18 protein-coding genes and 1 tRNA gene are annotated in these 25,038 nt (G+C 65.0%); 7 read left to right on the plus strand and 12 right to left on the minus strand.

Features of this window, described 5'->3' with window-relative positions; genetic code table 11:
- Positions 1-81: 81 nt before the first annotated feature.
- The 7 genes from AC0J5K_RS09450 to pdxH all read right to left on the minus strand — a co-directional run bounded on the left by AC0J5K_RS09450 (position 82) and on the right by pdxH (position 9,295).
- Positions 82-1,233 (minus strand): RsmB/NOP family class I SAM-dependent RNA methyltransferase, encoded by a 1,152-nt coding sequence (locus AC0J5K_RS09450; protein WP_274564202.1) that lies wholly within the window; start codon positions 1,231-1,233, stop codon positions 82-84.
- Positions 1,233-2,681 (minus strand): IMP dehydrogenase, encoded by a 1,449-nt coding sequence (guaB, locus tag AC0J5K_RS09455; RefSeq protein ID WP_048531423.1) that lies wholly within the window; start codon positions 2,679-2,681, stop codon positions 1,233-1,235. The genes AC0J5K_RS09450 and guaB overlap by 1 nt, the downstream gene beginning before the upstream one ends.
- A 504-nt stretch (positions 2,682-3,185) precedes the next feature.
- The gene (locus tag AC0J5K_RS09460) at positions 3,186-6,848 is read right to left on the minus strand and encodes a vitamin B12-dependent ribonucleotide reductase (protein ID WP_274564198.1); all 3,663 of its coding nucleotides are present in this window, start codon (positions 6,846-6,848) and stop codon (positions 3,186-3,188) included.
- Between the two features lie 589 nt (positions 6,849-7,437).
- A tRNA-Pro gene (locus AC0J5K_RS09465) sits at positions 7,438-7,514 on the minus strand.
- A gap of 82 nt (positions 7,515-7,596) precedes the next feature.
- A complete protein-coding gene (locus tag AC0J5K_RS09470; RefSeq protein ID WP_274564195.1) occupies positions 7,597-8,076 on the minus strand; it encodes a DUF192 domain-containing protein in 480 nt (159 codons plus the stop codon).
- Positions 8,049-8,579, minus strand: a complete 531-nt coding sequence (locus tag AC0J5K_RS09475; RefSeq protein WP_048533757.1) for a cold-shock protein — start codon at positions 8,577-8,579, stop codon at positions 8,049-8,051. Before AC0J5K_RS09475 ends, AC0J5K_RS09470 begins: the two co-directional genes overlap by 28 nt.
- Positions 8,580-8,689: 110 nt before the next feature.
- Positions 8,690-9,295, minus strand: coding sequence for a pyridoxamine 5'-phosphate oxidase (gene pdxH, locus AC0J5K_RS09480; protein ID WP_074835491.1), 606 nt, complete (start codon positions 9,293-9,295; stop codon positions 8,690-8,692).
- A gap of 135 nt (positions 9,296-9,430) precedes the next feature.
- Between pdxH and fabI the strand changes: the two genes are divergently transcribed.
- From fabI to trpE, 5 genes are all read left to right on the plus strand, one after another.
- Positions 9,431-10,237 (plus strand): enoyl-ACP reductase FabI, encoded by an 807-nt coding sequence (gene fabI / locus AC0J5K_RS09485; RefSeq protein ID WP_048531415.1) that lies wholly within the window; start codon positions 9,431-9,433, stop codon positions 10,235-10,237.
- Positions 10,238-10,240: 3 nt separating this feature from the next.
- Positions 10,241-10,846, plus strand: a complete 606-nt coding sequence (locus AC0J5K_RS09490; protein WP_074835490.1) for a LysE family translocator — start codon at positions 10,241-10,243, stop codon at positions 10,844-10,846.
- A 93-nt stretch (positions 10,847-10,939) separates the two neighbouring features.
- Positions 10,940-11,443, plus strand: coding sequence for a xanthine phosphoribosyltransferase (gpt, locus tag AC0J5K_RS09495; RefSeq protein ID WP_048531412.1), 504 nt, complete (start codon positions 10,940-10,942; stop codon positions 11,441-11,443).
- 130 nt (positions 11,444-11,573) lie between these two features.
- Positions 11,574-13,418 (plus strand): peptidylprolyl isomerase, encoded by a 1,845-nt coding sequence (locus tag AC0J5K_RS09500; RefSeq protein WP_274564188.1) that lies wholly within the window; start codon positions 11,574-11,576, stop codon positions 13,416-13,418.
- 11 nt (positions 13,419-13,429) lie between these two features.
- The gene (gene trpE / locus AC0J5K_RS09505; protein WP_048531407.1) at positions 13,430-14,941 is read left to right on the plus strand and encodes an anthranilate synthase component I; all 1,512 of its coding nucleotides are present in this window, start codon (positions 13,430-13,432) and stop codon (positions 14,939-14,941) included.
- A 204-nt stretch (positions 14,942-15,145) separates the two neighbouring features.
- On the opposite strand, the gene prfB is transcribed toward trpE, so the two are convergent.
- The 4 genes from prfB to AC0J5K_RS09525 all read right to left on the minus strand — a co-directional run bounded on the left by prfB (position 15,146) and on the right by AC0J5K_RS09525 (position 21,560).
- Entirely contained in the window at positions 15,146-16,273 is a 1,128-nt protein-coding gene (gene prfB / locus AC0J5K_RS09510; protein WP_274564185.1) for a peptide chain release factor 2, read from the minus strand.
- 108 nt (positions 16,274-16,381) lie between these two features.
- A complete protein-coding gene (locus AC0J5K_RS09515) occupies positions 16,382-18,895 on the minus strand; it encodes a penicillin-binding protein 1A (RefSeq protein ID WP_274564184.1) in 2,514 nt (837 codons plus the stop codon).
- Between the two features lie 109 nt (positions 18,896-19,004).
- On the minus strand, positions 19,005-20,216 hold the full coding sequence (locus AC0J5K_RS09520) for an N-acetylmuramoyl-L-alanine amidase (RefSeq protein ID WP_274564183.1): 1,212 nt from the start codon (positions 20,214-20,216) through the stop codon (positions 19,005-19,007).
- Positions 20,217-20,402: 186 nt separating this feature from the next.
- The gene (locus AC0J5K_RS09525; RefSeq protein WP_274564182.1) at positions 20,403-21,560 is read right to left on the minus strand and encodes a pyridoxal phosphate-dependent aminotransferase; all 1,158 of its coding nucleotides are present in this window, start codon (positions 21,558-21,560) and stop codon (positions 20,403-20,405) included.
- A 57-nt stretch (positions 21,561-21,617) separates the two neighbouring features.
- Here AC0J5K_RS09525 and AC0J5K_RS09530 point away from each other — a divergent pair, with 57 nt between their 5' ends.
- Entirely contained in the window at positions 21,618-22,928 is a 1,311-nt protein-coding gene (locus AC0J5K_RS09530) for a M48 family metalloprotease (RefSeq protein ID WP_083415971.1), read from the plus strand.
- A gap of 25 nt (positions 22,929-22,953) precedes the next feature.
- A complete protein-coding gene (locus AC0J5K_RS09535; RefSeq protein ID WP_074835477.1) occupies positions 22,954-23,709 on the plus strand; it encodes a DsbA family protein in 756 nt (251 codons plus the stop codon).
- Between the two features lie 174 nt (positions 23,710-23,883).
- Here AC0J5K_RS09535 and ispG read toward each other — a convergent pair whose 3' ends face one another.
- Positions 23,884-25,008, minus strand: coding sequence for a flavodoxin-dependent (E)-4-hydroxy-3-methylbut-2-enyl-diphosphate synthase (gene ispG / locus AC0J5K_RS09540; protein ID WP_074835476.1), 1,125 nt, complete (start codon positions 25,006-25,008; stop codon positions 23,884-23,886).
- Between the last annotated feature and the right edge of the window lie 30 nt (positions 25,009-25,038).

The raw sequence follows: 25,038 nt of genomic DNA on the forward strand, positions 1-25,038 counted from the left end.
CCCCATAAAACCCGGTGAGTCTTAATTGTGGGTTAACCGATTTCACCGATTCAACACCCACAGGTTGAGTGGAGCACAGGATCAGCCGCGTTTCAACAGCGCAAGGTAGAATCCGTCACCGCCGTCCTGCAACGTGAACTGCCGGTCAAAGTCCATGACCCACCCTGGATGCCGGACTTGAAAGGCCGCGACGCGCGCGGAATTCTCCGGCGCGAGCAGCGAACAGGTGGCATAGGCCAGCCGGCCGCCGGGGGCCACGAAGGGCGCGGCGGCGTCGAGCACCGCATCCTGCATGGTGCAGAGCTCGGCCAGGCGGTCCTCGGTCAGCCGCCATTTCGCCTCGGGCGCACGGCGCCAGCTGCCGCTGCCGGAACAGGGCGCATCGCAAAGCACGATGTCGAACACCCCCTGCGGCGCCGGTTGCACGGTGATCTCGGCCCCGGCGCGGGCAGCGCGGGCGGGAACGTCGCGCATCCGCCCCGGATCGATGTCATGGGCAGTCACCGGACCGCCGGCTTGCGCGGCCATGGCCAGGGCCTTGCCCCCGCCGCCGGCGCAGAAATCAAGCAGGCTCTGACCGGGCTGCGGCGCCAGCGCATCCACCACCGCCTGCGAGGCGGCGTCCTGCAATTCCACCAGACCGTCGCCGTAGGCAGCAGAAAGATGCACCCGGCGCGCGCCCTCGGTCACCCGCAGCGCCGTCGGCGACAGCGCGTGAGGCTCGGTGGCGATGCCCTCTCCGGAGAGACGGGCTTGGGCCGTATCCAGGTTGGATTTCAACAGGTTGACCCGAAGAAAGACCTCGGCCCGCTCGCGCAAGAGACGCGCCTCGGCCTCGGCCGCGTCGCCCAGCGACCGGGCGAACTCCGGCCAGAGCCAATCCGGAAGGTCGCGGGCCTCGTCCTCGGACGGGCTGCGGAACGCGGCGCGTTCGGCTTCGGTCACCGGGGCGGGCATGAAACGCGCGCCGGTAAAGACCTCGTCGATCGCCGTTTCTGAGGCGCGCAGGGCGCCAAGCATCAGGCCGCGACCGGTCTCGGCCCCGCCAAGCGCGGCATAAGAGCGTTTGCGGCGCAGCGCGTCGAACACCAGATCGCGGATCGCGGCGCGGTCCTTCGAGCCGGCATAACGGTTGCCGCGGGCCCAGCGGGTCAGCGCCTGTTCGGCCGCCTGCCCCGCCAGAACCGCATCAAGCAGCTCACCCGCCGTCTGAATCCGCGCCGCCGGTGTCATCAGCCGATCCGGTAGTTCGGGCTCTCGCGGGTGATCTGCACGTCATGCACATGGCTTTCGCGCAGGCCGGCGCCGGTGATCTTGACGAAGTTGCAGTTGCTCCGCATCTCTTCGACAGTCGCGCAGCCGGTATAACCCATGGCCGCCCGAAGCCCGCCCACCAGCTGGTGGATCACCGCGCCGGCCGAGCCCTTGTAGGCCACCTGCCCCTCGATGCCCTCGGGCACCAGCTTGTCGCTGGCGGCGTCCTTCTGGAAATAGCGGTCGGCCGAGCCGCGCGCCATGGCGCCAAGGCTGCCCATGCCGCGATAGGCCTTGAACGAGCGGCCCTGATAGAGAATGACCTCGCCCGGGCTTTCATCGGTGCCGGCGATCATGGAGCCCACCATGGCGCAGGAGGCGCCGGCGGCAATTGCCTTGGCAAAATCGCCCGAGAACTTGATGCCGCCGTCGGCGATCACCGGCACGTCACCGGCGGCCTTGGCGCAGTCCATCACCGCGGTGAGCTGGGGCACGCCGACACCGGCCACCATCCGCGTGGTACAGATCGAGCCCGGCCCGATGCCGACCTTGACCGCATCCGCCCCGGCGTCGATCAGCGCGCGGGTGGCCTCGGCGGTGGCGACGTTGCCGGCGATCACCTGCACCTCGTTCGAGAGCTGCTTGGCGCGCTTCACGGCATCGATCACCCCGGCGGAATGGCCGTGGGCGGTGTCGATCACCACGATATCCACGCCGGCATCGACCAGCTCGGACGTCCGTTCAAACCCCGAATCCCCGACCGAGGTGGCGGCCGCCACCCGCAGGCGGCCCAGCGCATCCTTGCAGGCGGTGGGGTTGAGCACCGCCTTTTCGGTGTCCTTCAGCGTCAGCAAGCCGGTCAGCCGGCCCTTGCCGTCATGCACCAGAAGCTTTTCGATCCGCCGCGCCTTCATCAGGCTTTTCGCCTCTTCCAGGTCGGCCGGTTCGGCCAGCATGGCGAGATTGTCCGAGGTCATCATCACCTTGACCGGGGTCTGGTCACTGGAGGCAAAGCGCATGTCGCGGTTGGTCAGGATGCCGACCACATGCCCGGCGTCGTCGACCACCGGGAAACCGGTGAAATTGTACCGCTCCACCAGCGCCTTGGCATCGGCCAGGGTCTGGTCGACCTTGAGCGTCACCGGGTTGTAGACGATGCCGCTCTCGAACCGTTTGACACGGCGCACCTCGCGCGCCTGAGCCTCGACCGAGAGGTTCTTGTGAATGACGCCGATGCCGCCGGCCTGGGCCATGGTGATGGCCATGCGGCTTTCGGTGACGGTGTCCATCGCCGAGCTGAGCAGCGGGATGTTCATCGCGATCGAGCGGGTTACCCGGGTGGCGGTGTCGGCAGTGTTGGGCAGGACATTGGACGCAGCCGGAACCAGCAGCACATCGTCAAATGTCAGAGCCTCGCGAATCTCCATTCGGCGGTCCTCTTCAGTAGCAGCATTTGACGCTTCCCTATTTCACGGGGGCCGGGAAAAGAAAAGGCCTTATGGCCGGTTGCATGGAATTGGCCGGCCGCGGCGCTGTGGAAAGGCGGGACAATTCTGTGGATGGATATGTGTGCGATCGGGGCAGAATGTCGGAAATCGTTTTGTTTCAGCGGTTTGCTCAATGGGGTAAATGTGCGTTTAGCTGTGGGTATGTTTCTGGTGGCTGTGGGTGGGAGGTGGTTTTCCGGGCCGGAATGATGACTTGGAAACTCACCTTACCGGGGCGGCGTCAAGGCAGGCGTAATTTCCACGATGGATGAACTATGGATCATAAATCACTGGAAATACTGAAAATACCCAGCAAAAAGAAAGAGGGGCGCCTCGGCGCCCCCAAGTCTCACGAACCAAGCTCATCGTTACACCGCTCGCGTGCTTGTTGCCTGCGGCCTGGTTGTGCAAAGGGGCGAGCGCACCCGCCCCCTGAATTGATTGTCAGCTACAGCCGGACGTCCCGCCGCAGGTGTTACACTTCATGCAGGTGCCGTTGCGCACCAGCGTGTAGTTGCCGCAGTCGCCGCAGGGGTCGCCTTCGTAACCCTGCATCTTGGCCTTGGTGCGGGCGTCCATCGACACGGAGCCGCTGGCTACGGCCGTTGTCGTCGTCACCGTGGTCGCGGCGGTGCCGCCGCCTGTGCGGACTTCCGGGACCAGGGTCTGGAGGGCCATGACCGGATCGTCCGACTGCCCGCCCCGGAGCACGATCAGCTCCTGGGGCAGACGTTTGCGCAGGTAGCCGGTCGAGCTGATCTGTTTCAGCACTTCCAGCGATTTGGTGGCCGCACTTTCGCTGACCTCGGTGACGTTGGGTTGCCCCTCCTCGACGCCGCGGCCCAGATCGTCAAAGCTGGCGCCCTCGGGCTTCACATGGGCCAGGTCGGTGCGATCCAGATAGGACACCGCCAGCTCGCGGAAGATGTAGTCGAGGATGGATGTGGCATTCTTGATCGAGTCGTTGCCCTGCACCATGCCGGCAGGCTCGAACTTGGTGAAGGTGAAGGCATCGACGAATTCCTCCAGCGGCACGCCGTATTGCAGGCCGACCGAGACGGCGATGGCGAAGTTGTTCATCATCGCCCGGAAACCGGCGCCTTCCTTGTGCATGTCGATGAAGATCTCGCCCAGCGTGCCGTCGGCATATTCCCCGGTGCGGAGATAGACCTTGTGGCCGCCGACAATCGCCTTCTGGGTATAGCCCTTGCGGCGTTCCGGCATCTTGGAGCGCTCGGATTTGATGATCTCCTTGACGATGATCTTCTCGACGACCTTCTCGGCCAGCACCTGCGCCTTTTCGCTTTGCGAGCCGCTTTCCAGCACCTCGGCCGCCTCATCGTCATCCGCCACCAGCGCCGCCGCCAGCGGCTGGCTCAGCTTGGAGCCGTCGCGGTAGAGGGCATTGGCCTTGATGCCCATCTTCCAGGAGCGTTCGTATGCCGCCTGGCAATCCTCGATGGTGGCGTCATTGGCCATGTTGATGGTCTTGGAGATCGCCCCCGAAATAAAGCTCTGCGCCGCCGCCATCATGTCGATGTGGCTGTTGACCGAGAGGAAGCGCTTGCCCTTCTTGCCGCAGGGGTTGGCGCAGTCGAAGATCACGTAGTGCTCGGACTTCAGATGCGGCGCGCCTTCCAGCGTCATGGTGCCGCAGACGTGGTCGTTGGCGGCCTCGATCTCGGCCCGGGAATAGCCCAGATGCCGCAGCAGATCGAAGGTCGGGTCATTGAGCCGTGCCGCGGGAATGCCCAGCACGTCCTGGCAGAAGGCTTCGCCCAGCGTCCACTGGTTGAAGACAAAGCGGATGTCGAAGGCCGAGGCCAGCGCCGCCTCGATCTTCTCGATCTCCTTGCTGCCGAAGCCATGGCCGATCAGCGAGGTGTGGTTGATGCCCGGCGCATTGCCGAGGCTGCCATGACCGACGGCATAAGAGATGATCTCTTCAATCTGGGAGGAGGAATATCCGAGCTTCTCCAGTGCCGCCGGAACCGAACGGTTGATGATCTTGAAATAGCCGCCACCGGCGAGCTTCTTGAACTTCACCAGCGCGAAATCGGGCTCGATCCCGGTGGTGTCGCAATCCATCACCAGGCCGATGGTGCCGGTGGGCGCAATCACCGTGGTCTGGGCGTTGCGATAGCCGTGCTTCTCGCCCAGGCTCAGCGCCTCGTCCCAGGCAGTCTTGGCCATTTCGACCAGACCGGCCTCGGGGCAGTTCACCTGATCCAGCGCCACCGGGTTGATCGCCAGCGCCTCATAGCCTTTGGTCTTGCCGTATGCGGCGGTGCGGTGGTTGCGGATGACGCGCAGCATGTGCTTGGCGTTGCGCTCGTAGCCCGAGAAGGCACCAAGCTCACCGGCGATTTCGGCCGAAGTGGCATAGGCCACGCCGGTCATGATCGCGGTCAGCGCGCCACAGAGCGCCCGGCCCTCGTCGCTGTCATAGCCGTAGCCCATGTTCATCAGCAGACCGCCGATATTGGCGTAGCCGAGACCCAGGGTGCGGAAGTCATAGGACAGCTGGGCAATTTCCTTGGAGGGGAATTGCGCCATGGTGACCGAGATTTCCAGCGTCAGGGTCCAGAGGCGTGTGGCATGCACGTAGTCCTCGGCCTGGAACTTGCCGTCCTGATAGAAGGTCAGCAGGTTCATCGACGCCAGGTTACAGGCGGTATCGTCGAGGAACATGTACTCGGAACAGGGGTTCGAGCCGCGGATTTCGCCATCCTCGGGGCAGGTGTGCCACTGGTTGACGGTGTCGTGATACTGGATGCCCGGATCGGCACAGGCCCAGGCCGCGTGGCCGACCTGCTCCCAGAGCTCCTTGGCGTCGATTTCCTTGGCGACCTGACCGTCGGTGCGGTTCAGCAGCGCCCATTTCTCGCCGTTCTTGACGGCGGCGAGAAAGGCGTTGGTGACGCGGATCGAGTTGTTCGAGTTCTGGCCCGAAACGCTGGCATAGGCCTCGCTGTCCCAATCGGTATCATAGGTCGGGAACTCGATCGAGGAATAGCCCTGGCGGGCATAATCCAGCACCCGCTTGACGTAGGTCTCGGGGATCATCGACTTCTTGGCAGCGCGGATCGCGGATTTCAGCGCGTCGTTCTTGGCCGGGTCATAGGCGTCTTCCACCGCGCCGTCCCATGCGCCGATGGCCGCAAAGATGCCGTTGAGCATCTTTTCATGCATCTTCGAGCCGGCGACGATCGAGGCGACCTTCTGCTCTTCCTTGACCTTCCAGTTGATGAATTCCTCGATGTCCGGGTGGTCGGCGTCGCAGATCACCATCTTGGCGGCGCGGCGCGTGGTGCCGCCCGACTTGATGGCGCCGGCCGCGCGGTCACCGATCTTGAGAAAGCCCATGAGGCCCGAGGACTTGCCACCGCCAGAGAGCTTTTCACCTTCGGCGCGCAGCGACGAGAAGTTGGTGCCGGTGCCGGAGCCGTATTTGAACAGCCGCGCCTCGCGCACCCAGAGATCCATGATGCCGCCGTCGCCGACCAGGTCATCGGCCACCGACTGGATGAAACAGGCGTGCGGTTGCGGATGCTCGTAGGCCGATTTCGACTTGGTCAGCTTGCCGGTCTTGTAATCGACGTAATAGTGGCCCTGCCCCGGACCGTCGATGCCATAGGCCCAGTGCAGGCCGGTGTTGAACCACTGCGGGCTGTTCGGCGCGGCGCGCTGGGTCGCCAGCATGTGGCGCATCTCGTCGTAATAGGCGCGGGCATCCTCTTCGGTGGTGAAATAGCCACCCTTCCAGCCCCAGTAGGCCCAGGCGCCGGCAAGACGGTCGAACACCTGTTTGGACGAGATTTCACCAGTGCGCGGAGTGTCGTCATTGGCGGGGACCGACCGCCAGAGGAACTCGGGCACATCCTTTTCGCGAACCTTCTTCAGCTCGGTCGGCACGCCGGCCTTGCGAAAGTATTTCTGCGCGATCACGTCGCTGGCCACCTGGCTCCAGGCGGCCGGCACTTCGACATCGTCGAGACGGAAGACAATGGTGCCGTCAGGATTGCGGATCTCTGACGCGGTGGTCACGAAATCGATCTCTGCGTAGGCATCCTGCCCAGCCTTGGTAAACCGTCTTTCGATTTTCATCTGTGTCTTGCCTCTTAACCAATGGTCCCGGCCCTGGGCCGTCGCGGCGATGCCGCCTGAATTTTCTGCGCAAACCCTGCTCCACAAACCGCCAGGAGACGCCCGGCGGCGCATCGGCCCGTCATCCGGGCCCTATGGCGGGGCATCCAAGCCCGTGGTTCTGAAGGTTGCTGCCGTCCTGCCGCTACCGCCACAACATGTTGTGTGCTCTCTAGCGACCCCCACAATCTGACGTATTCGCGCATAGACCGTCAACATCGAAATTTCACTTAATGCGGGCAAAAATGCCTTGACGGATGAGCCCAGCGACATGTCCTCGATTCAGCCCCGAAATACGCACAAGATTGCCCACAGGCTCTGTTAACTTTTTTTTCGTGTTTTCCGGCATGTTTACCGGGGCGCGCGGGTGCCGAAGGGCAATTTTATCCCCCGGCTGCGGGCCGCTTCGGAGGCAAAGTTATTCGCATGTGCAGAAATATTTTCCGCGCCCGCGCGCGTGCGCGAAAGCCACATGGACGCCGCCAGAAACACGGCAGAGATCCGGGTCTGTCGCAAAGCTGACCACAATATCTGGTGTGTGATGAGAGGATGGTCGGGACGGCAAGATTCGAACTTGCGACCTACGGTACCCAAAACCGTCGCGCTACCAGGCTGCGCTACGCCCCGAAACCGAGGGCTTCATAATCCGCCCGCGCGACAATGAAAAGCGCAAAGGCGCCGGAACAGACCGAAAGCGCCCGCTGCCCGCTCAACAGGGCCAGGCGGCGCCTTTTTGCGGCAATTCGGCGTGGCGCACCAGCGTGCCGGGCACGATCCCCAGCTTCTCGGCCAGGCCGCCGTTGATTTCGAGCACGCTGCGAATCGGAACGTCGCTGGAGATGCTGGTGGTGTCATGCGGCACAGCGTTGGCGTGGACCTTCTTCACCACGCCGCGCTTGTCGATAAAGATCATGTCGAGGGGGATGTAGGTGTTCTTCATCCAGAAGCTCACCGGGCGGGTCACACCGTAGATGAACAGCATGCCCTGGCTGTCGGCCATTTCCTTGACGAACATCAGCCCGCGGCCGCGCTCCTGGAAATCATCGGCGACGGCAACATCAAAGCTGACCCGGCCCTTCTCGGTGGCCAGTTCGATCTTGCCCGGCTGGCAGGCGGCAAAGGCCGCCTGGGTCAGCGTGAAAACGGCGAGGATCGCCGCGATCAACCGGATTTCAATGCGCTTTCCCATGGACATACCTCAACTGCCATCCGGCCGCGCTTGCCCTCGATGGCGCGCAGACCCAGAGCTTCACCAGATTGCACGTCAGAGAGGCCGGAACGGCGCAGAACCTCGACATGCAGGAACACATCCTCGGGTCTACCAAAGACATTGGCAAAGCCAAAGCCTTTTGCCTTGTCAAACCATTTCACCCGCGCCGGCTCGAGCTCGGCGGCGGCGATCACCGCGGGATCGACCACTTCGAAATCGGCCAGCGGCGGCGTGCCGTCATCTTCCGGCGGCTGTATCTCGACCACGGCCACGGCCTGAATGCCGCGCGGGGTTTCCTGAATGTCGACAACGACATGCGCACCATCGGCCACTGAGCTTTGGCCATAGTTGCGCAGCACGTTCGAATGCAGGAGGATGTCCGGTCCTCCAACATCGGCAACCACAAATCCGAAGCCCTTGAGAGGGTCGAACCATTTTACCCGGCCTTCAACCCGTCGGGGCTGTTGTTCTACTTGTTCCAAAACGCTCTCTGTTCTTTCTCATCCCGATTAACACTTGCAACCAAGCCCACGTCAAATGCAAGCCCATATCCCTGATTTTTCGGGATAATGCATTTCACGATACGCAAAATTCAGGGGTTCAGACGTGAAATTTGCCAGCTTTCTCCTTCTGATTGACGCCGCCAGACGAAACGGTCGTGCAAGCGGAACGCCCCGTCCGCCCAAAACTCGATTTCCACCGGGGTGATCCGCCAGCCCCCCCAGAACGGCGGCCGCTCGGGGTCGCTGCCCTTCTGCGCGGTGATCTTGGCCACCTCGGCCATCAGCGCGGTGCGCGATTTCAACGGTTTGGACTGATCCGAGGCCCAGGCCCCCAGCCGGCTCTTGAGCGAGCGCGACTTGTAATAGGCATCCGCCTGCGGCCCGTCTTCGCGGGTGACATGGCCGCGCACGCGGATCTGGCGGCGCAGACTCTTCCAGTGCATCACGAAGGCGGCGGTGCCGGTGGCCTCGATTTCCTGGCTCTTGGCGCTCCCGTAATTGGTGTAGAAAACAAAACTGCCTTCCTCGATATCCTTGAGCAGCACCATCCGGGCATTGGGCATGCCTTGTGCGTCCACCGTGGCAAGCGCGATGGCGTTGGGATCGTTGGCTTCCGTTTGCTCGGCCTCCGCCAACCATTGGCGGGCAATTTCAAACGGGCTCTCCCCGGCAAAAATCCCGGTGCGTTCCGACATAAGCGGCTCCTTTTCACGATAGTCTAACGGATTAATTGCATGCCGTCGCCGGCGCATTCGAGAGCACGTGCTCTTGATGGTTAGCTTTCTTTGCCATAAGCGTGACATTCGAGACACTTGAGCGGAGAATGCGAGATGTCAAATACGCTGATGGCCGGCAAACGCGGCCTTATCATGGGGCTGGCGAACGACAAGTCGATTGCCTGGGGCATTGCCAAGGCGCTGGCCGACGCCGGCGCGGAACTCGCGTTTTCCTACCAGGGTGAGGCGCTGTTGAAACGGGTCGGCCCGCTGGCGGCGCAATTGGGCAGCGATATCGTCCTGCCCTGCGATGTCGGCAACGAGGCGTCAATCGACGGGCTGTTCGACGCGCTCAAGGAGCGCTGGGGCGAACTGGATTTCATTGTCCACGCCATCGGCTTTTCCGACAAGAACGAGCTGCGCGGCCGCTACGTGGAAACCAGCCGCGCCAATTTCACCCTGTCGATGGACATTTCGGTCTACAGCTTCACCGCCGTGATGCAGCGCGCCGAAAAGATGATGAAACCCGGCAGCTCGGCCGTGACCCTCACCTATTACGGCGCCGAGCGGGTAATGCCGCATTACAATGTCATGGGGGTCGCCAAGGCCGCGCTCGAGGCTTCGGTGCGCTACCTGGCCGAAGATCTGGGCAAGGATGGCATCCGGGTCAATTCGATCTCGGCCGGCCCGATCAAGACGCTGGCGGCCTCGGGCATCGGTGATTTCCGCTACATCATGAAGTGGAACGAATACAATTCGCCGCTGCGCCGGAATGTCACCACCGAAGACGTCGGCCGCTCGGCGCTCTACCTGCTGTCCGATCTGGGCTCCGGCGTGACCGGCGAGAACCTGCATGTGGATGCCGGCTATCACGTGGTCGGCATGAAGGCGGTCGACGCCCCCGACATCACCAAGGGCTGAGCCATGGGCTGGGACCATCTCCTGGCTTTCAACCTGACTCTGCTTGCGGCGCTGGCCTCGCCCGGGCCGGCGCTACTTCTGGCATTGCGCACCTCGTTGGTGGCCGGGCCACGGGCGGGGATTGCCACCGGGCTGGGGCTGGGCGCGATGGCGGCGGGCTGGACGGCACTGGCGCTTCTCGGGCTCGAGGCGGTCTTCGTGGTGGTGCCCTGGGCCTATCTGGCGATCAAGATCGCCGGGGCGCTCTATCTGCTGTACATCGCCTGGGGCATGTGGCGCGATGCGCGCCAGCCTCTGACACAGGCCGCCGTCGTTCCGGGGCGGCAGGCGTTTCGCACCGGCTTTCTGGTCAATCTCGGCAATCCCAAGTCGGTGCTTTTTGCCTCGGCGGTGCTGTTGGTGATCTTTCCGCCCGCGCTGAGCCTGACCGACAAGGCGCTGATCGTGGGCAACCACCTGCTGGTGGAATGGGTCGCCTATACCGGTTTTGCGCTCGTACTCTCCACCCGGCGGGCGCGGGACGGCTATCTCCGGCTGAAACATCTGTTCGACCGGATCGCGGCCCTGGTGCTCGGGATGCTGGGCCTGCGGCTGATCTTCGGGCGCTAGCCCGGGCCGTTCCGGCTGACGCAACAAAATGACACGGCCAGCTTTCTTTTGTCAGGGCTTTGGGCTAGACGCGAGAAAAACGGAGGGCCGGAGATGAACGATCGTCTGCCGCATGAAAAGGGTTTTCACGTCAGCTGGGATCAGTTGCACCGGGACGCACGGGCGCTGGCCTGGCGGCTGGACGGGCACGGGCCCGACGATGGCGCCTGGCGCGCCGTGGTGGCGATCACGCGGGGCGGCATGGCACCGGCGATGATCGTCGCGCGCGAGCTTGATATCCGCATGGTCGATACGATCTCGGTCAAGAGCTACAACCACCAGGAACAGACCGAACCCAAGGTGATCAAGTCGCCCGACATGGATGTGGTCGGCGATGGCACCGGGGTTCTGGTGATCGACGATCTGGTCGACACCGGCAAGACCATCGAGGCGGTGCGCACCCATATGCCGAACGCCCATATCGCCACCGTCTATGCCAAGCCGATGGGCCGGCCGCAGGTCAACAGCTTCATCACCGAGGTCAGCCAGGATACCTGGATTTTCTTCCCCTGGGACATGGCGTTGCAATACGTCGAACCCTATCGCGGCAAGGACTGACAGCCCCGCCCGCGGCCCCTGCGGCCGGCCGGCGCCGCAGGGCGACCGAACAGCCCGCCGCCCCCTTGCCCCTGCCCCGGCCTGCGCGTAGACACGTCTCGCAATAAAGGCGAACACAGCAGGGGCAGTCATGGCCAAAGGCAACAGCATCTCCAAGACATTGGTCTGGATTCTCATGGGTCTGCTTTTCGTGGGCCTGGCCGGGTTTGGCGCGACCAATCTGACCGGCACCGTGCGCAGCGTCGGCGCCGTCGGCGACACGCCGATCAGCGTGGATGACTATGCCCGCGCCTTGCAGCAGGAAATCCGCAGCGTTCAGGCCGAAACCGGCCAGGGGCTGACCTTTGCCCAGGCTCAGGCGCTGCAAATTCCCCAGCGCGTGCTGAGCCAGCTGATCACGTCGACCGCCATCACCAACGAAGCCCGGAGCCTTGGTGTTTCGGTCGGCGACGAGACCGTCGCGCGCGAGCTGATGGGCATTTCCGCCTTTCAGGGCGCCGGCGGCAGCTTTGACCGTGACACCTATCGCTTCGCCCTTCAGAATGCCGGCCTCAACGAGTCCGAATTCGAGCAGGATCTGCGCGAGGAAACCGCCCGCTCTCTGCTTCAGGCCGCCATTGTCTCGGGCAACCCGATGCCCGACACCTATATAGAGACACTGCTCGGCTTTGTCGGCGAAACCCGCAGCTTTACCTGGGCCGCGCTCGACGACAGCGCCCTGGATGCGCCGGTGCCGGCGCCCACCGAGGAAGAGCTGGCGCAGTTTCATCAGGACAACATTGCCCGCTACACCCTGCCCGAAACCCGCGACATCACCTATGCCTGGCTCACCCCCGACATGCTGATCGACACCGTCGAGATCGACGAGGCGACCCTGCGCAAGGCCTATGACGAGCAATCCGACCGTTTCAACCAGGTCGAGCGCCGGCTGGTCGAGCGGCTGGTCCTGCCCGACACCGCGGCCGCCGAGGCCGCCATCGCACGGATCGAAAGCGGCGACAGCAGCTTCGAGGCCGAAGTGACCGATCGCGGCCTTGCGCTGCCCGACGTCGACATGGGCGATGTCACCCGTGGCGATCTGGGCGACGCGGCCGATGCGGTCTTTGCCGCCGAAGTGGACACGGTTGTCGGCCCCTTCGCCTCGGATCTCGGCCCGGCGATCTACCGCGTCAACGGCGTGCTGCCGGCGCAGGAGACCTCGTTCGAGGAGGCGCAGCCGATCCTGCGCGAACAGCTGGTGCAGGACCGCGCGCGGCGGGTGATCGACAGCCTGATCACCGATATCGACGACCTCTTGGCCGGCGGCGCGACGCTGGAAGAGCTGGCGCAGGAAACCGAGATGGTGCTGGGCCAGATCGACTGGACGCCGCAGAGCGACAGCGAGATCGCCGGGTACGACAATTTCCGCGACCTGGCGGGCACGGTCAGCGCCGAGGATTTCCCCGAGGTGGCCGAACTGGGCGATGGCGGCATCTTTGCCCTGCGCCTCAACGCCGTGAACCCGCCGAGCCCGCAACCGCTGGATGAGGTGCGCGACCAGGTGGCCGCCGACTGGACCCGCACCGAGACAGAAACCCGGCTTCTGGCGCAGGCCGAGGCTCTGGCCGGCGAGCTGGCGGAGGGCAAGACCTTCGCGGGCCTGGGCCTTGCGCCCACCACGGTCACCGGGCAGACCCGCTCTGGCCAGCTTCCCAATCTGCCGGGCAACGCACTCGAAGCGCTCTTTGCGCTCGACACCCCCGGCACGCTGACCCTGCCGCATCAAGGCCGGGCGATCATCTTCAGGCTCGACGAGATCACGCCGCCGGATTTCGAGAGCGAGGAAAACCAGGTGATCCTCTCGGCGCTCGAGCAACAGGTCGGCGCGAGCCTGGCCGCTGACATGTTCGAAGCGCTGGCCCGCAACATCCAGTCCCGCGTCGGCATCTCGATCGACCAGCAGGCGCTGAACGCCGTTCACGCCAATTTCCAGTAAGGACGCTGCCGATGGCCCTGACGCCCGACTTCGACGGTTTTGCCCAAGGCCATGCGGCGGGCAAGAACCAGGTTGTCTATACCCGGCTGGCCGCCGATCTCGATACGCCGGTCTCGCTGATGCTCAAGCTGACCGGCGCGGCCCGCGATGCCTTCATGCTGGAATCGGTGACCGGCGGCGAGGTGCGCGGCCGCTATTCGATCATCGGCATGAAGCCCGACGTGATCTGGCAGTGCCATGACAAACAGGCCCGCATCAACCGCGAGGCCCGGTTTGACCGCGACGCTTTTGAGCCGGTCGAAGCCGATCCGCTGGCCTCGCTGCGTGCGCTGATCGAGGAAAGCCACATCGACCTGCCCGCCGATCTGCCGCAGGCCGCCGCCGGGCTTTTCGGCTATCTCGGCTATGACATGATCCGGCTGGTCGAACATCTGCCCGACGTCAATCCCGACCCGCTGGGCCTGCCTGATGCGGTGATGATCCGGCCCTCGGTGATTGCGGTGCTGGATGGCGTGAAGGGCGAGGTCACCGTGGTGGCGCCGGCCTGGGTGCGCGAAGGGCAATCGGCCAGGGCGGCCTATGCCCAGGCGGCGGAACGGGTGATGGATGCGGTGCGCGATCTTGAACGCGCCCTGCCCTCGGAAAGCCGCGATCTCGGCGAGGCCGCCGAGATCGGCGCGCCGGTGTCGAACTTTTCCAAATCCGATTATCTGGCGGCGGTGGACAAGGCCAAGGATTACATCCGCGCCGGCGATATCTTTCAGGTGGTGCCCTCGCAGCGCTGGACCCAGGAGTTTCCGCTGCCGCCCTTCGCGCTCTATCGCTCGCTCCGGCGCACCAACCCCTCGCCTTTCATGTTTTATTTCAACTTCGGCGGTTTCCAGGTGATCGGCGCCAGCCCCGAGATCCTGGTGCGGGTCTTTGGCCGCGAGGTCACCATCCGGCCGATCGCCGGCACCCGCCCGCGCGGCGCGACGCCGGAAGAGGACAACGCCTACGAGGCCGATCTGCTGGCCGACAAGAAGGAGCTGGCGGAACATCTGATGCTGCTCGATCTCGGCCGCAACGATACCGGCCGGGTGTCCAAGATCGGCACCGTCCGCCCGACCGAGGAATTCATCGTCGAGCGCTATTCCCACGTCATGCACATCGTGTCCAACGTGGTGGGCGAGCTCTCCGAGGATCACGACGCGCTGTCGGCGCTTCTGGCCGGGATGCCCGCCGGCACGGTGTCCGGCGCACCCAAGGTGCGGGCGATGGAGATCATCGACGAGCTGGAGCCGGAGAAACGCGGTGTCTACGCCGGCGGCGTCGGCTATTTCAGCGCCGGTGGCGACATGGACATGTGCATCGCGCTGCGCACGGCGGTGGTGAAGGACGAAAAGCTCTATATCCAGGCCGGTGGCGGCGTCGTCTATGACAGCGACCCCGAGGCTGAGTTCATGGAAACGGTCAACAAGTCCAAGGCGATCCGCAAGGCCGCCGAGGAAGCGGGGCGTTTCGCCGGCCACGGCCGCAACTGACGCAAGGAGCGCATGAGTGGCCCTCGCCGGTCTGCTCGGCGCAGATCTCCGATGGGGATTTTCAGCGCCGTCCGCCGTGCGCCTGGGCGCCCCAGAACGCCTTAAGACGTCCCGCGACGCTCCCGGGACAGGCGGCGGAGGGGGGCTCTGCCCCCGGCCTGCGGCCTCCCCCGAGGGTATTTCCGGCAAGAGGAAGCTGCGGCGTCAATCCTCGCCCTGGGCCTCGGCACGGCTCTTGCCCGAGACGTCCATCGCCAGGGTGGCGGCCATGAACCCGTCGAGATCGCCATCCAGCACGCCCTTGGTGTCCGAGGTCTCATGCCCGGTCCGCAGGTCCTTCACCATCTGGTAGGGCTGCAACACGTAAGACCGGATCTGGTTGCCCCAGCCGGCATCGCCCTTGGCCTCATGCGCGGCGTTGATGTCGGCGTTGCGGCGGTCGAGCTCAAGCTGATACAGGCGCGATTTCAGCGCCTTCATGGCGATGTCGCGGTTCTGGTGCTGCGATTTCTCGGACGAGGTCACCACGATGCCGGTCGGGTTGTGGGTGATCCGCACCGCCGAGTCGGTGGTGTTGACGTGCTGGCCGCCGGCCCCCGAGGACCGGTAGGTATCGATGCGAATGTCGGCCGGGTTGACCTCGATCTCGATATTGTCGTCGACCACCGGATAGACCCAGACCGAGCTGAACGAGGTGTGCCGCTTGGCCGCGGAATCGTAGGGCGAGATCCGCACCAGACGGTGCACACCGGATTCCGATTTCAGCCAGCCATAGGCATTGTGGCCGGAGATCTTGTAGGCGGCGGATTTGATCCCCGCCTCGTCGCCAGCGCTCTCGGATTGCAGCTCGACCTTGTAGCCATGCGCCTCGGCCCAGCGCACATACATCCGCGCCAGCATCGCGGCCCAGTCGCAGCTCTCGGTGCCACCGGCGCCGGCGTTGATCTCGAGAAAGGTGTCGTTGCTGTCGGCCTCGCCATCGAGCAGCGCCTCGAGTTCTTTCTGCGCTGCCTTGTCCCGGAGCGCGACGATTGCGCCCTCGGCATCGCTGACCACCTCGGCATCGTCTTCCATCTCGCCCAGTTCGATCAGTTCGAGATTGTCGGAAAGCTCCTGCTTCATGCTTTCGTAAGTGGCCACCTTGTCCATCAGGATCTGGCGGTCGCGCATCAGTTTCTGCGCCTTCTCGGGATCGTTCCAGAGATCGGGATCCTCGGTCATGGCGTTGAATTCTTCCAGCCGGTGCGGCGCGGTCTCATAGTCCATCCGCTGCGCGAGAAGCGTCAGCGACTTTTCGATTTCAGCAACCTTGTTCTGGATTTCCGCGCGCATGTCTCTTCCCGGCTTCTGGCGTTTCAGACCTGCGTGATATCAAGCCCCCGGGACATGGACAAGCCACCCGCTGCGCGGTTCCGGCCCCGAAGGGCCGACCCGCCACGCTTAATACAGCCCGCCCGAGGACAGCGTGCCAAAGCTCGCCTTCGGGCCGACAACCGCCTTCTTGCCGGTCGAGGTGGTGACCTGCTTGCTGCTGTTGCCCGGGGCGATCTGCTCGAAGTTCGAGCCCATGGCAAAACCGCCGTCGAAGGTGATGCCAAAGATCGGCTCTTCGCCTTCGCGGAAACATTCGGTGACCACATTGGCGCCCGAGGCCCCATCGCCCAGCCGTGCCCCGGTGAAGCGGTCGATATTGATGAACTGGCAGGCCTCGGGCACGCGGAACTTGCCGCCGCCGTATTTCTCGACCGCCTCGCTCATGAACCGCTGGAACACCGGGCCGCAGAACCCGCCGCCCGAGGCGCCCCGGCCAAGGCTGCGCGGCTGATCGTAGCCGATGTAGCAGCCGGCCACCACGTTCGAGGTGAAGCCCACGAACCAGACATCCTTGGCGTCGTTGGTGGTGCCGGTCTTGCCCGCCGTGGGCACCGGCAGGTTGACGTAATTCGAGGCGGTGCCGCGTTCGACCACGCCCTGCATCATCGACGTCAGCTGATAGGCGGTCACCGGGTCCATCACCCGCTCGCGGTTCGACACGATGCGCGGGCCGCGGCTGCCGGCGATCGAGGGGTCGTCGCAATCGACGCAATCGCGGGCGTCATGGCGATAGACGGTCTTGCCGTAGCGATCCTGCACCCGGTCGACCAGTGTCGGCTCCACCCGCTCGCCGCCATTGGCAAACATCGCATAGGCCGCGACCATCTTGAACAGGGTCGATTCCTGCGAGCCCAGCGCATTGGCCAGCACCGGGCTGAGCCGGTCATAGACGCCGAAGCGCTCGGCATAGCTGCCGACCACATCCATCCCGACCTCTTGCGCCAGGCGCACGGTCATCAGGTTGCGCGAGCGTTCGATGCCGGTGCGCAGCGGCGTCGGGCCGTAGAACTGGTTCGAGGCGTTCTTGGGCCGCCAGACGCCCTGCGGCGTGTCGATCTCGATCGGCGCGTCGACGATGATGGTGGCCGGCGTATAACCGCTGTCGAGCGCCGAGGCATAGACAAAGGGCTTGAAGGACGAACCGGGCTGACGCTGGGCCTGGGTGGCGCGGTTGAACACCGAATTCTGATAGGAAAAGCCGCCCTGCATTGCCAGAACCCGGCCGGTGTTGACGTCCATCGCCATGAAGCCGCCCTGCACTTCCGGCACCTGCCGCAAGGTCCAGCGGATAAAGGCGCCCGCGCCATTGTCGCCTTCGGTCATCCTGCGCACATGCACCACGTCGCCGACTTCGAAATTGTCGAAGAAGTTGCCGCGAAGCCACTCGATGTCCTGACGCGGCACCACATGCGGCGCGTTCTCGTCCTCGGCCACACCCTCGATGCCGATGCGCAATTGCTGATCCTCGACCGCCAGCACCACGGCCGGATACCAGGGGCTCTCGAGCGTGACGTCGCGGGCGACACGCACATCGGCCAGCGCCTCGCGCCAATTGTCGATCTCGGCGGCATCGATGCTCTTGCCGGTGCCGCGCCAGGTGCCCAACCCGCGATCATATTGCTCGAGCTGCCTTTGCAGCGCGTGAGCGGCAATCACCTGCATCTCGGGGTCGATGGTGGCGCGCACGGTCAGACCGCCGGAAAAGAACTCGCCCTCGCCGAAATCCTCGGAGAGCTGGCGGCGGATCTCGTCGGTGAAATAGTCGCGCGGCGGCAGCGCGGTCTTGAAGCTCTCGAAATCGCCGTTCTGCACCGAGCGCAGCGGCTGGGCAACCTCGTCGCGATAGACGGCTTCGGTGATATAGCCGTTCTCCATCATCTCCTTGAGCACGAAGTTGCGCCGCTCCAGCAGCCGCTCCTTGCGGCGCACCGGGTGGAAATCCGACGGCGCCTTGGGCAGCGAGGCGAGGAAGGCGGCCTCATGCGGGGCGAGCTGGCCCAGGGTCTTGTTGAAATAGGTCTGGGCGGCGGCGGTGACGCCATAGGAGTTCTGGCCGAGGAAGATCTCGTTCATGTACAATTCGAGAATGCGCTCCTTGTCGAGCGTTTCCTCGAGCCGGGTGGCAAGGATGATCTCTTTGATCTTGCGCTCGATCCGGCGGTCGCCGGAGAGCAGGAAGTTCTTCATCACCTGCTGGGTGATGGTCGAGGCGCCGCGCACGTTCTGGCCGCGCGATTGCACCGCCTCGACACCGGCGGCGATGATGCCGCGCGCGTCATAGCCGGCGTGGTCGTAGAAATTCTTGTCCTCGGCCGAGATGAAGGCCTGTTTGATCAGGTCGGGGATCTCTTCGGCGGGGGTGAAAAGCCGGCGTTCCTGGGCGAATTCATCGATCATCCGGCCTTCACCGGAATAGATCCGGCTGATTGTCGGCGGCTTGTACTGGGCCAGCGATTCGTGGCTGGGCAGATCGCGGCCATAGACCCAGAAGACCGCGCCGATCGACAGTGCGATGGCCGCGGCCCCCATGGTGACCACGGTGAAAATGCCACCAAAGAAAGAAAGGATGAACCTCAGCACCACGCGCTCCTGCTGGTTTAGATGGCTTATATAGGCGTGATGCCCCGGACGGTCAAAACACAAACCCCGTTATGATCCGCTCTTGCGGAAATCAGCCAATGGCGTCGCGTCACTTGCGCCGGAGCGGGGCAATCGTGGCGTCAGCCAGCGACCAGGCCAGGATGCCGTCGCGGATGCCGCGCGCCATTTTCGCCCGCCATTCCGGGTCTTGCAGGTTCTCCAGGTCACGGTCGGTCGAGAGAAAGCCGACCTCGACCAGCACGCTGGGAATATCGGCCGCCTTGAGCACCGAGAACCCGGCCTCGCGCAAGGGGCGCTTGTGGATCTCGCCCACCGAGTCGTCGATCGCGCGCACCATCGCCTTGGCCAGCATATGCGAGCGCGGGCCATTGTCCTGCCGCGCCAGATCCATCAGGATTTCCGCCACTTCATCGTCCGACCCGGTCAGGTCGACCCCGGCCAGGAGATCGCTGCGGTCATGGCGTTCGGCCAGCGCGGCGGTGGCTTCGTCGGTCGCGGTGTCCGACAGCATGTAAACCGAGGCCCCATGCGCCACGCCCTCTTCGAGCGCATCGGCATGCAGCGAGATGAAGAGATGCGCCCCGGCACGGCGGGCGATGGCGACGCGGGCCTCGAGCGAGACGAAGTGATCCTCTTCGCGGGTCATCACCACGTTGATGCCGCCCGCGCGCAACAGCGCCTCCTTCACGTCGCGGGCCAGTTGCAGCACCAGATCCGACTCGCGATAGCCGCCGCGCAGCGCGCCGGGATCGATACCGCCATGGCCCGGATCGAGCACCACGGTCAGCACATCCGGCACGCCGGTCGTCTCGGCGCGCAGCGCGGGTTCCGGCAGCACCCATCGCGCGCTTGGAACGGCACCGACGGCGGCGTCGAAATCGGCCCGGTCGGTCCGGTCGAGCGTCACCCGCAGGGTCGCGGCGGCGGTGGTATCATCGACCTCGAGCGCGGCGGTCCTGACCGCCAGTGGCGCCGCCAGTTCGGCGACGAAGCGCGACCAGCCGGGCTGCAAGGCCCCGAAACGCACCGAGGCGAGATGTTTGGACGCAAAGGCCTCTGCGGCCAGCCCGGTCCAGTCCACCTCCTGAAAGTCGAGGATCAGCCGGTCCGGCTCGGTCAGCGTATAGGCGCGCCAGGGCACGCCCTGGCTGAGTGCGAATTCAAGCGTCAGATCGCCGCCGCGGGCGATGCCGCTGTCCTCGGCATCGATCCGCGCCAGGGCGCCGAATTCCTGCGCCGGGGCTTGCGCGGTGAAAAGTGCCAGCGCGAAGGCGCAGGCGGAAAGGAGATGTCTGCTCATGCCGATGACCCTTGCTGCACGGGTCTCGCGCCCGCGTTCGAGCCACAATCTACCACGGCGCGCCGCCCCGTGCATCCCTCTATCGCGCGCCCCGGCAGCCGCACCACGCCCCGCCTCTCTTTCCTCTTGCCGAAAATACCCTCGGGGGAGTCGCCACAGGCGACGGGGGCAGCGCCCCCACCCGGCTCAGCCCGCAGCCAGCCCGCGCCGCGCCATGAACCGCGCCAGCCGTTCCAGCCCCTCGCGGATATCCGCGGTCGAGCGGGCATAGGAAAACCGCAGGGTGCCGCCGCCGCGCACCGGGTCGAAATCGAGCCCCGGCGTCACCGCCACCCCGGCCTCGTCGAGGATCTCGCGGCAGAAGCTCAGGCTGTCATCGGTGATGTGGCGGACGTCGGAATAGACGTAGAACGCGCCATCCGGCGGCGCGATCCGGTCGAACCCGGCCTTGGGCAGCCCGTCGAGCATCAACCGCCGGTTCTCGGCATAGACCGCGAGATTGGCCTGCAATTCGTCGTCGCAGTCCATCGCCGCCAGCGCCGCCACCTGGGCCACATGCGGCGCGCAGATGAACATGTTCTGCGCCAGCCGCTCGATCTTGCGCACATGTCCCTCGGGCACCACCATCCAGCCAACGCGCCAGCCGGTCATGCTGAAATACTTCGAAAAGGAGTTGATCACATAGCAGTCGTCGGTGATCTCCAGCGCGGTGACCGCCTTGGCCTCATATTCAATGCCATGGTAAATCTCGTCCGAGATGAAGGCCGCGCCCTTGGCCTGCGCCGCCGCGATCAGCGCTGCCATCGCCGGCCGGTCCAGCATGGTGCCGGTCGGATTGGCCGGCGAGGCGACCAGCAGGCCCTGGATATCGAGATCGGCGAAATCCCCGGGGGCCGGTTGCAGCCGGTTTTCGGGGCGGGTTTCGAGATCGATGGGTTCCAGCGACAGCCCCTTGAGGATCTGGCGATAGCTTGGATAGCCCGGCGCGCCGATCGCCACCCGGTCGCCGGCGTCGAAGAGCGCGGTGAAGGCCAGAAGGAAGGCGCCGGAGGAGCCCGGAGTGACGATCACCCGCGCCGGATCGAGCGTCACGCCGTACCAATCGGCATAAAGCCGCGCAATCCGTGCGCGCAGCGCCGGCAGGCCGAGCGCCACGGTATAGCCCATCGGATCGCTCTGCATTGCCGCACCCACGGCGGCGCGCGCGCCATGTGGTGCTGGCGTTCCGGGCTGGCCGACCTCCATGTGGATGATGTGGCGGCCGGCGGCCTCGGCCTGGCGCGCGGCCTCCATCACATCCATCACAATAAAAGGATCGACGTCCCCCCGCCTTGAGTCTCGCATGTTATTCTCCCAAGCTCTGCCCGGAGGCGGTTTTCCGGGATCGAGACGGGGAGGTCAATGCGGATACTGAGACACTTTGCGGCCACGCTCGCGCTCTGGGTGCTCGTGGCCGTGCCTGCCAAGGCGGCCGGATTGATCCGGGATGCCGACGTGGAATATGCGCTGGCGCAGATCGCCGCGCCGGTGCTTCGGGCGGCCGGCGTGCCGGCGAACCTGCGGATTCTGGTGATCGACGATCCGGCACTGAATGCCTTTGTCGCCGACAACCAGCATATCTTCCTGAACTCCGGCCTGATCATGAAGCTGGGCAGCGTCGAGGCGCTGCAATATGTCATCGCCCATGAGGCCGCGCATATCTCGAACGGCCACCTCGCCCGCCGCGCCGGCAATGCCCGCGCCGCGCGCACCGCCGCCGGGCTCGGCATGGTGCTGGCCGCCGCCGCCGCGGCCTCGGGCGCGCCCTCGGTGGCCACCGGCATCGCCGCCGGCAGTCAGAGCGCGGCGCTGCGCCAGTTCCTGGCCCATACCCGCGCCGAGGAAAGCTCGGCCGATGCCACCGCCCTGCGCAGCCTGGTCCGCGCCGGCATCGACCCGCGCGCCGCGCTCGAGGTGCATGAGCTGTTTCGCGGCCAGGAGGCCCTGAGCGCCGGCCGGCAGGATCCCTACATGCGCTCGCACCCGCTGACCCGCGACCGGATGCGCGCCGCCCAGGGCTTTGTCGCCGGCAACGCCGGGGCGGCCCGCGACGATCCCGGCGCCGCCTATTGGTTCGCCCGGGCCCAGGGCAAGCTCTCGGCCTTTCTGCGCGCGCCGGGCTGGACCCTGCGGCGGGCGGGCGCCAGCGTCAGCAAGGATATTGCCCTGATGCGCGAGGCGGTGGCCTATCACCGGAGCTCGGACCTGCGCAAATCCGTTGCGGCCATCGACCAGGCGCTGGCGCTACGGCCCCGGGACGCGCTCTACCTCGAACTCAAGGGGCAGATCCTGCTGGAAGGCCGGCAGTTCGGCCCGGCGGTGCAGGTCTATCGCCAGGCCGCCGCCATGGCCCCGAACGAGGCGCTGATCCTGGGCGGCCTGGGCCGCGCGCAGATGGCGGCGGGGGATGCGAAATCCGCGCTCGAGGTGCTGGAGCGTGCCCGCAGCCGCGATTTTCGCGATCCGCGCATCCTGCGCGACCTGGCGGTTGCCTATGCCAAGACCGGCCAGAACGGCATGGCCTCGCTGGTCACCGCCGAGCGCTATGCGCTGCAAGGCCGGATGAAGGACGCCAGGCTGCATGCCACCCGCGCCGAGGGGCTGCTTCCGCGGGGCTCCGGCCCTTGGCGACGCGCCGAGGATGTGCTTTCTGCCACCAAGACCCTGCGCTGATGCGCGCGCACATACAGGATAGCCAATGACCCGTTTTCTTACCGCCACCGCCCTTGCCGCCACACTGGCCTGTGCCGGGCCCGCGCTGGCCACCGATCTGACCGAAATGACCGAGGCCGAGCGTGATGCCTTTGGCGCGGCGGTCCGGGCCTATCTGATGGAGAACCCGCAGGTCATCATCGAGGCGGTCAACGAGCTCGAGCGGCGGCAGCAGGCGGCGCGGGGCGACCGCGATCTCGACCTGATCGCCGCCAATCGCAGTGACATCTTCGACGACGGATTCAGCCATGTCGGCGGCAACCCCGAGGGCGATGTCACGCTGGTGGAATTCATCGACTATCGCTGCGGCTATTGCCGCAAGGCACATGAAGAGGTCAAGGAACTGATCGAAAGCGACGGCAATATCCGCTTTATTGTCAAGGAGTTCCCGATTCTCGGCCCGGACAGCCTCGAGAGCTCGAAATTCGCCATTGCGGTGCTCGAGGTGGCCGGGGACGCGGCTTATGAGAGCGCGCATGACGCGCTGATCAAGCTTGGCGGCACGGTCAACGAGACCGCGCTGCGCCGGCTGGCCGAGACGCTGGGGCTGGATGCCGAGGCGGTTCTGGCGGAGATGGAGAGCGACAGGGTCGCGCAGCGGATCGCCGAGACCCGCGCCCTGGCGCAGCGGCTTCAGATCAACGGCACGCCGACCTTCGTGCTGGAAGACAGCCTGCTGCGCGGCTACCTGCCGCTCGACGCGATGCGCCAGGTGGTGGCGCAGGAACGCGCCGAGGGCTGAGGCCGCGCCCGTCGCCCGGGACACCGGGCGGAACGGGAGGCCCCGGATCAGGTCCGGGGCGGGAGCGGGATCGGGTCCCGGGGTTTTTTCTGGGGGCTCTGCCCCCGGCCTTTGGCCTCCCCCGAGGTATTTCGTGCAAGAGGAATGACAGGCGGTGTCATCCGCGCCCCGGGGTCATTCCGCCGCCTGGGCTTCGCGGGCCGCGATTTCGGCGGCCTTTTTTTCGACTTCCTCGACGATATGTTCGACCATCTGGTCGTTCGACATCTTGTGGCTGGCCTTGCCGGCGAGATAGACCATGCCATTGCCGGCACCGCCGCCGGTAAAGCCCACGTCGGTCATCAGCGCCTCGCCCGGGCCATTGACCACGCAGCCGATGATCGACAGGCTCATCGGCGTCTTGATGTGTTCCAGCCGCTGCTCCAGCACTTCGACCGTCTTGATCACGTCGAAGCCCTGACGGGCGCAGGAGGGGCAGGAAATGATGTTCACGCCGCGGTGGCGCAGGCCGAGCGACTTGAGGATCTCGAAGCCGACCTTGACCTCTTCGACCGGATCGGCCGAGAGGCTGACGCGGATGGTGTCGCCGATGCCCATCCAGAGCAGGTTGCCGAGACCGATGGCGCTCTTGATGGTGCCCGAGGTCAGCCCGCCGGCCTCGGTGATGCCGAGGTGGATCGGCGCATCGGTGGCCTCGGCCAGCGCCTGATAGGCGGCGGCGGCCATGAAGACATCCGATGCCTTGCAGGAGATCTTGAACGCGTGGAAATCGTTGTCCTGCAAGACCTTGATATGATCGAGGCCGGATTCGACCATGGCGTCGGGGGTCGGTTCGCCGTATTTCTCGAGCAGGTGCTTTTCCAGAGAGCCGGCGTTGACACCGATGCGGATCGAGCAATCGTGATCGCGGGCCGCGCGGATCACTTCCTTGACCCGGTCTTCGGAGCCGATATTGCCGGGGTTTATCCGCAGACAGGCCGCGCCGGCCTCGGCGGCTTCGATGCCGCGTTTGTAGTGGAAGTGGATGTCGGCGACGATCGGCACCGGGCTCTCGCGGCAGATTTCCTTCATCGCCTTGGCCGACGCCTCGTCGGGCACCGAGACCCGGACGATATCGGCCCCGGCTTCGGCGGCGCGGATGATCTGGTCGAGCGTGGCCTTGACGTCGGTGGTGATGGTATTGGTCATCGTCTGCACAGAGATCGGCGCATCGCCGCCCACGGCGACATTGCCGACCATGATCTGACGGCTCTTGCGGCGATAGATATTGCGCCACGGACGGACGTGATTGAGGCTCATGGAAAGTATCCCGAAGCAGTACGCATTTTG

Source organism: Marinovum sp. E3, from assembly GCF_055755275.1.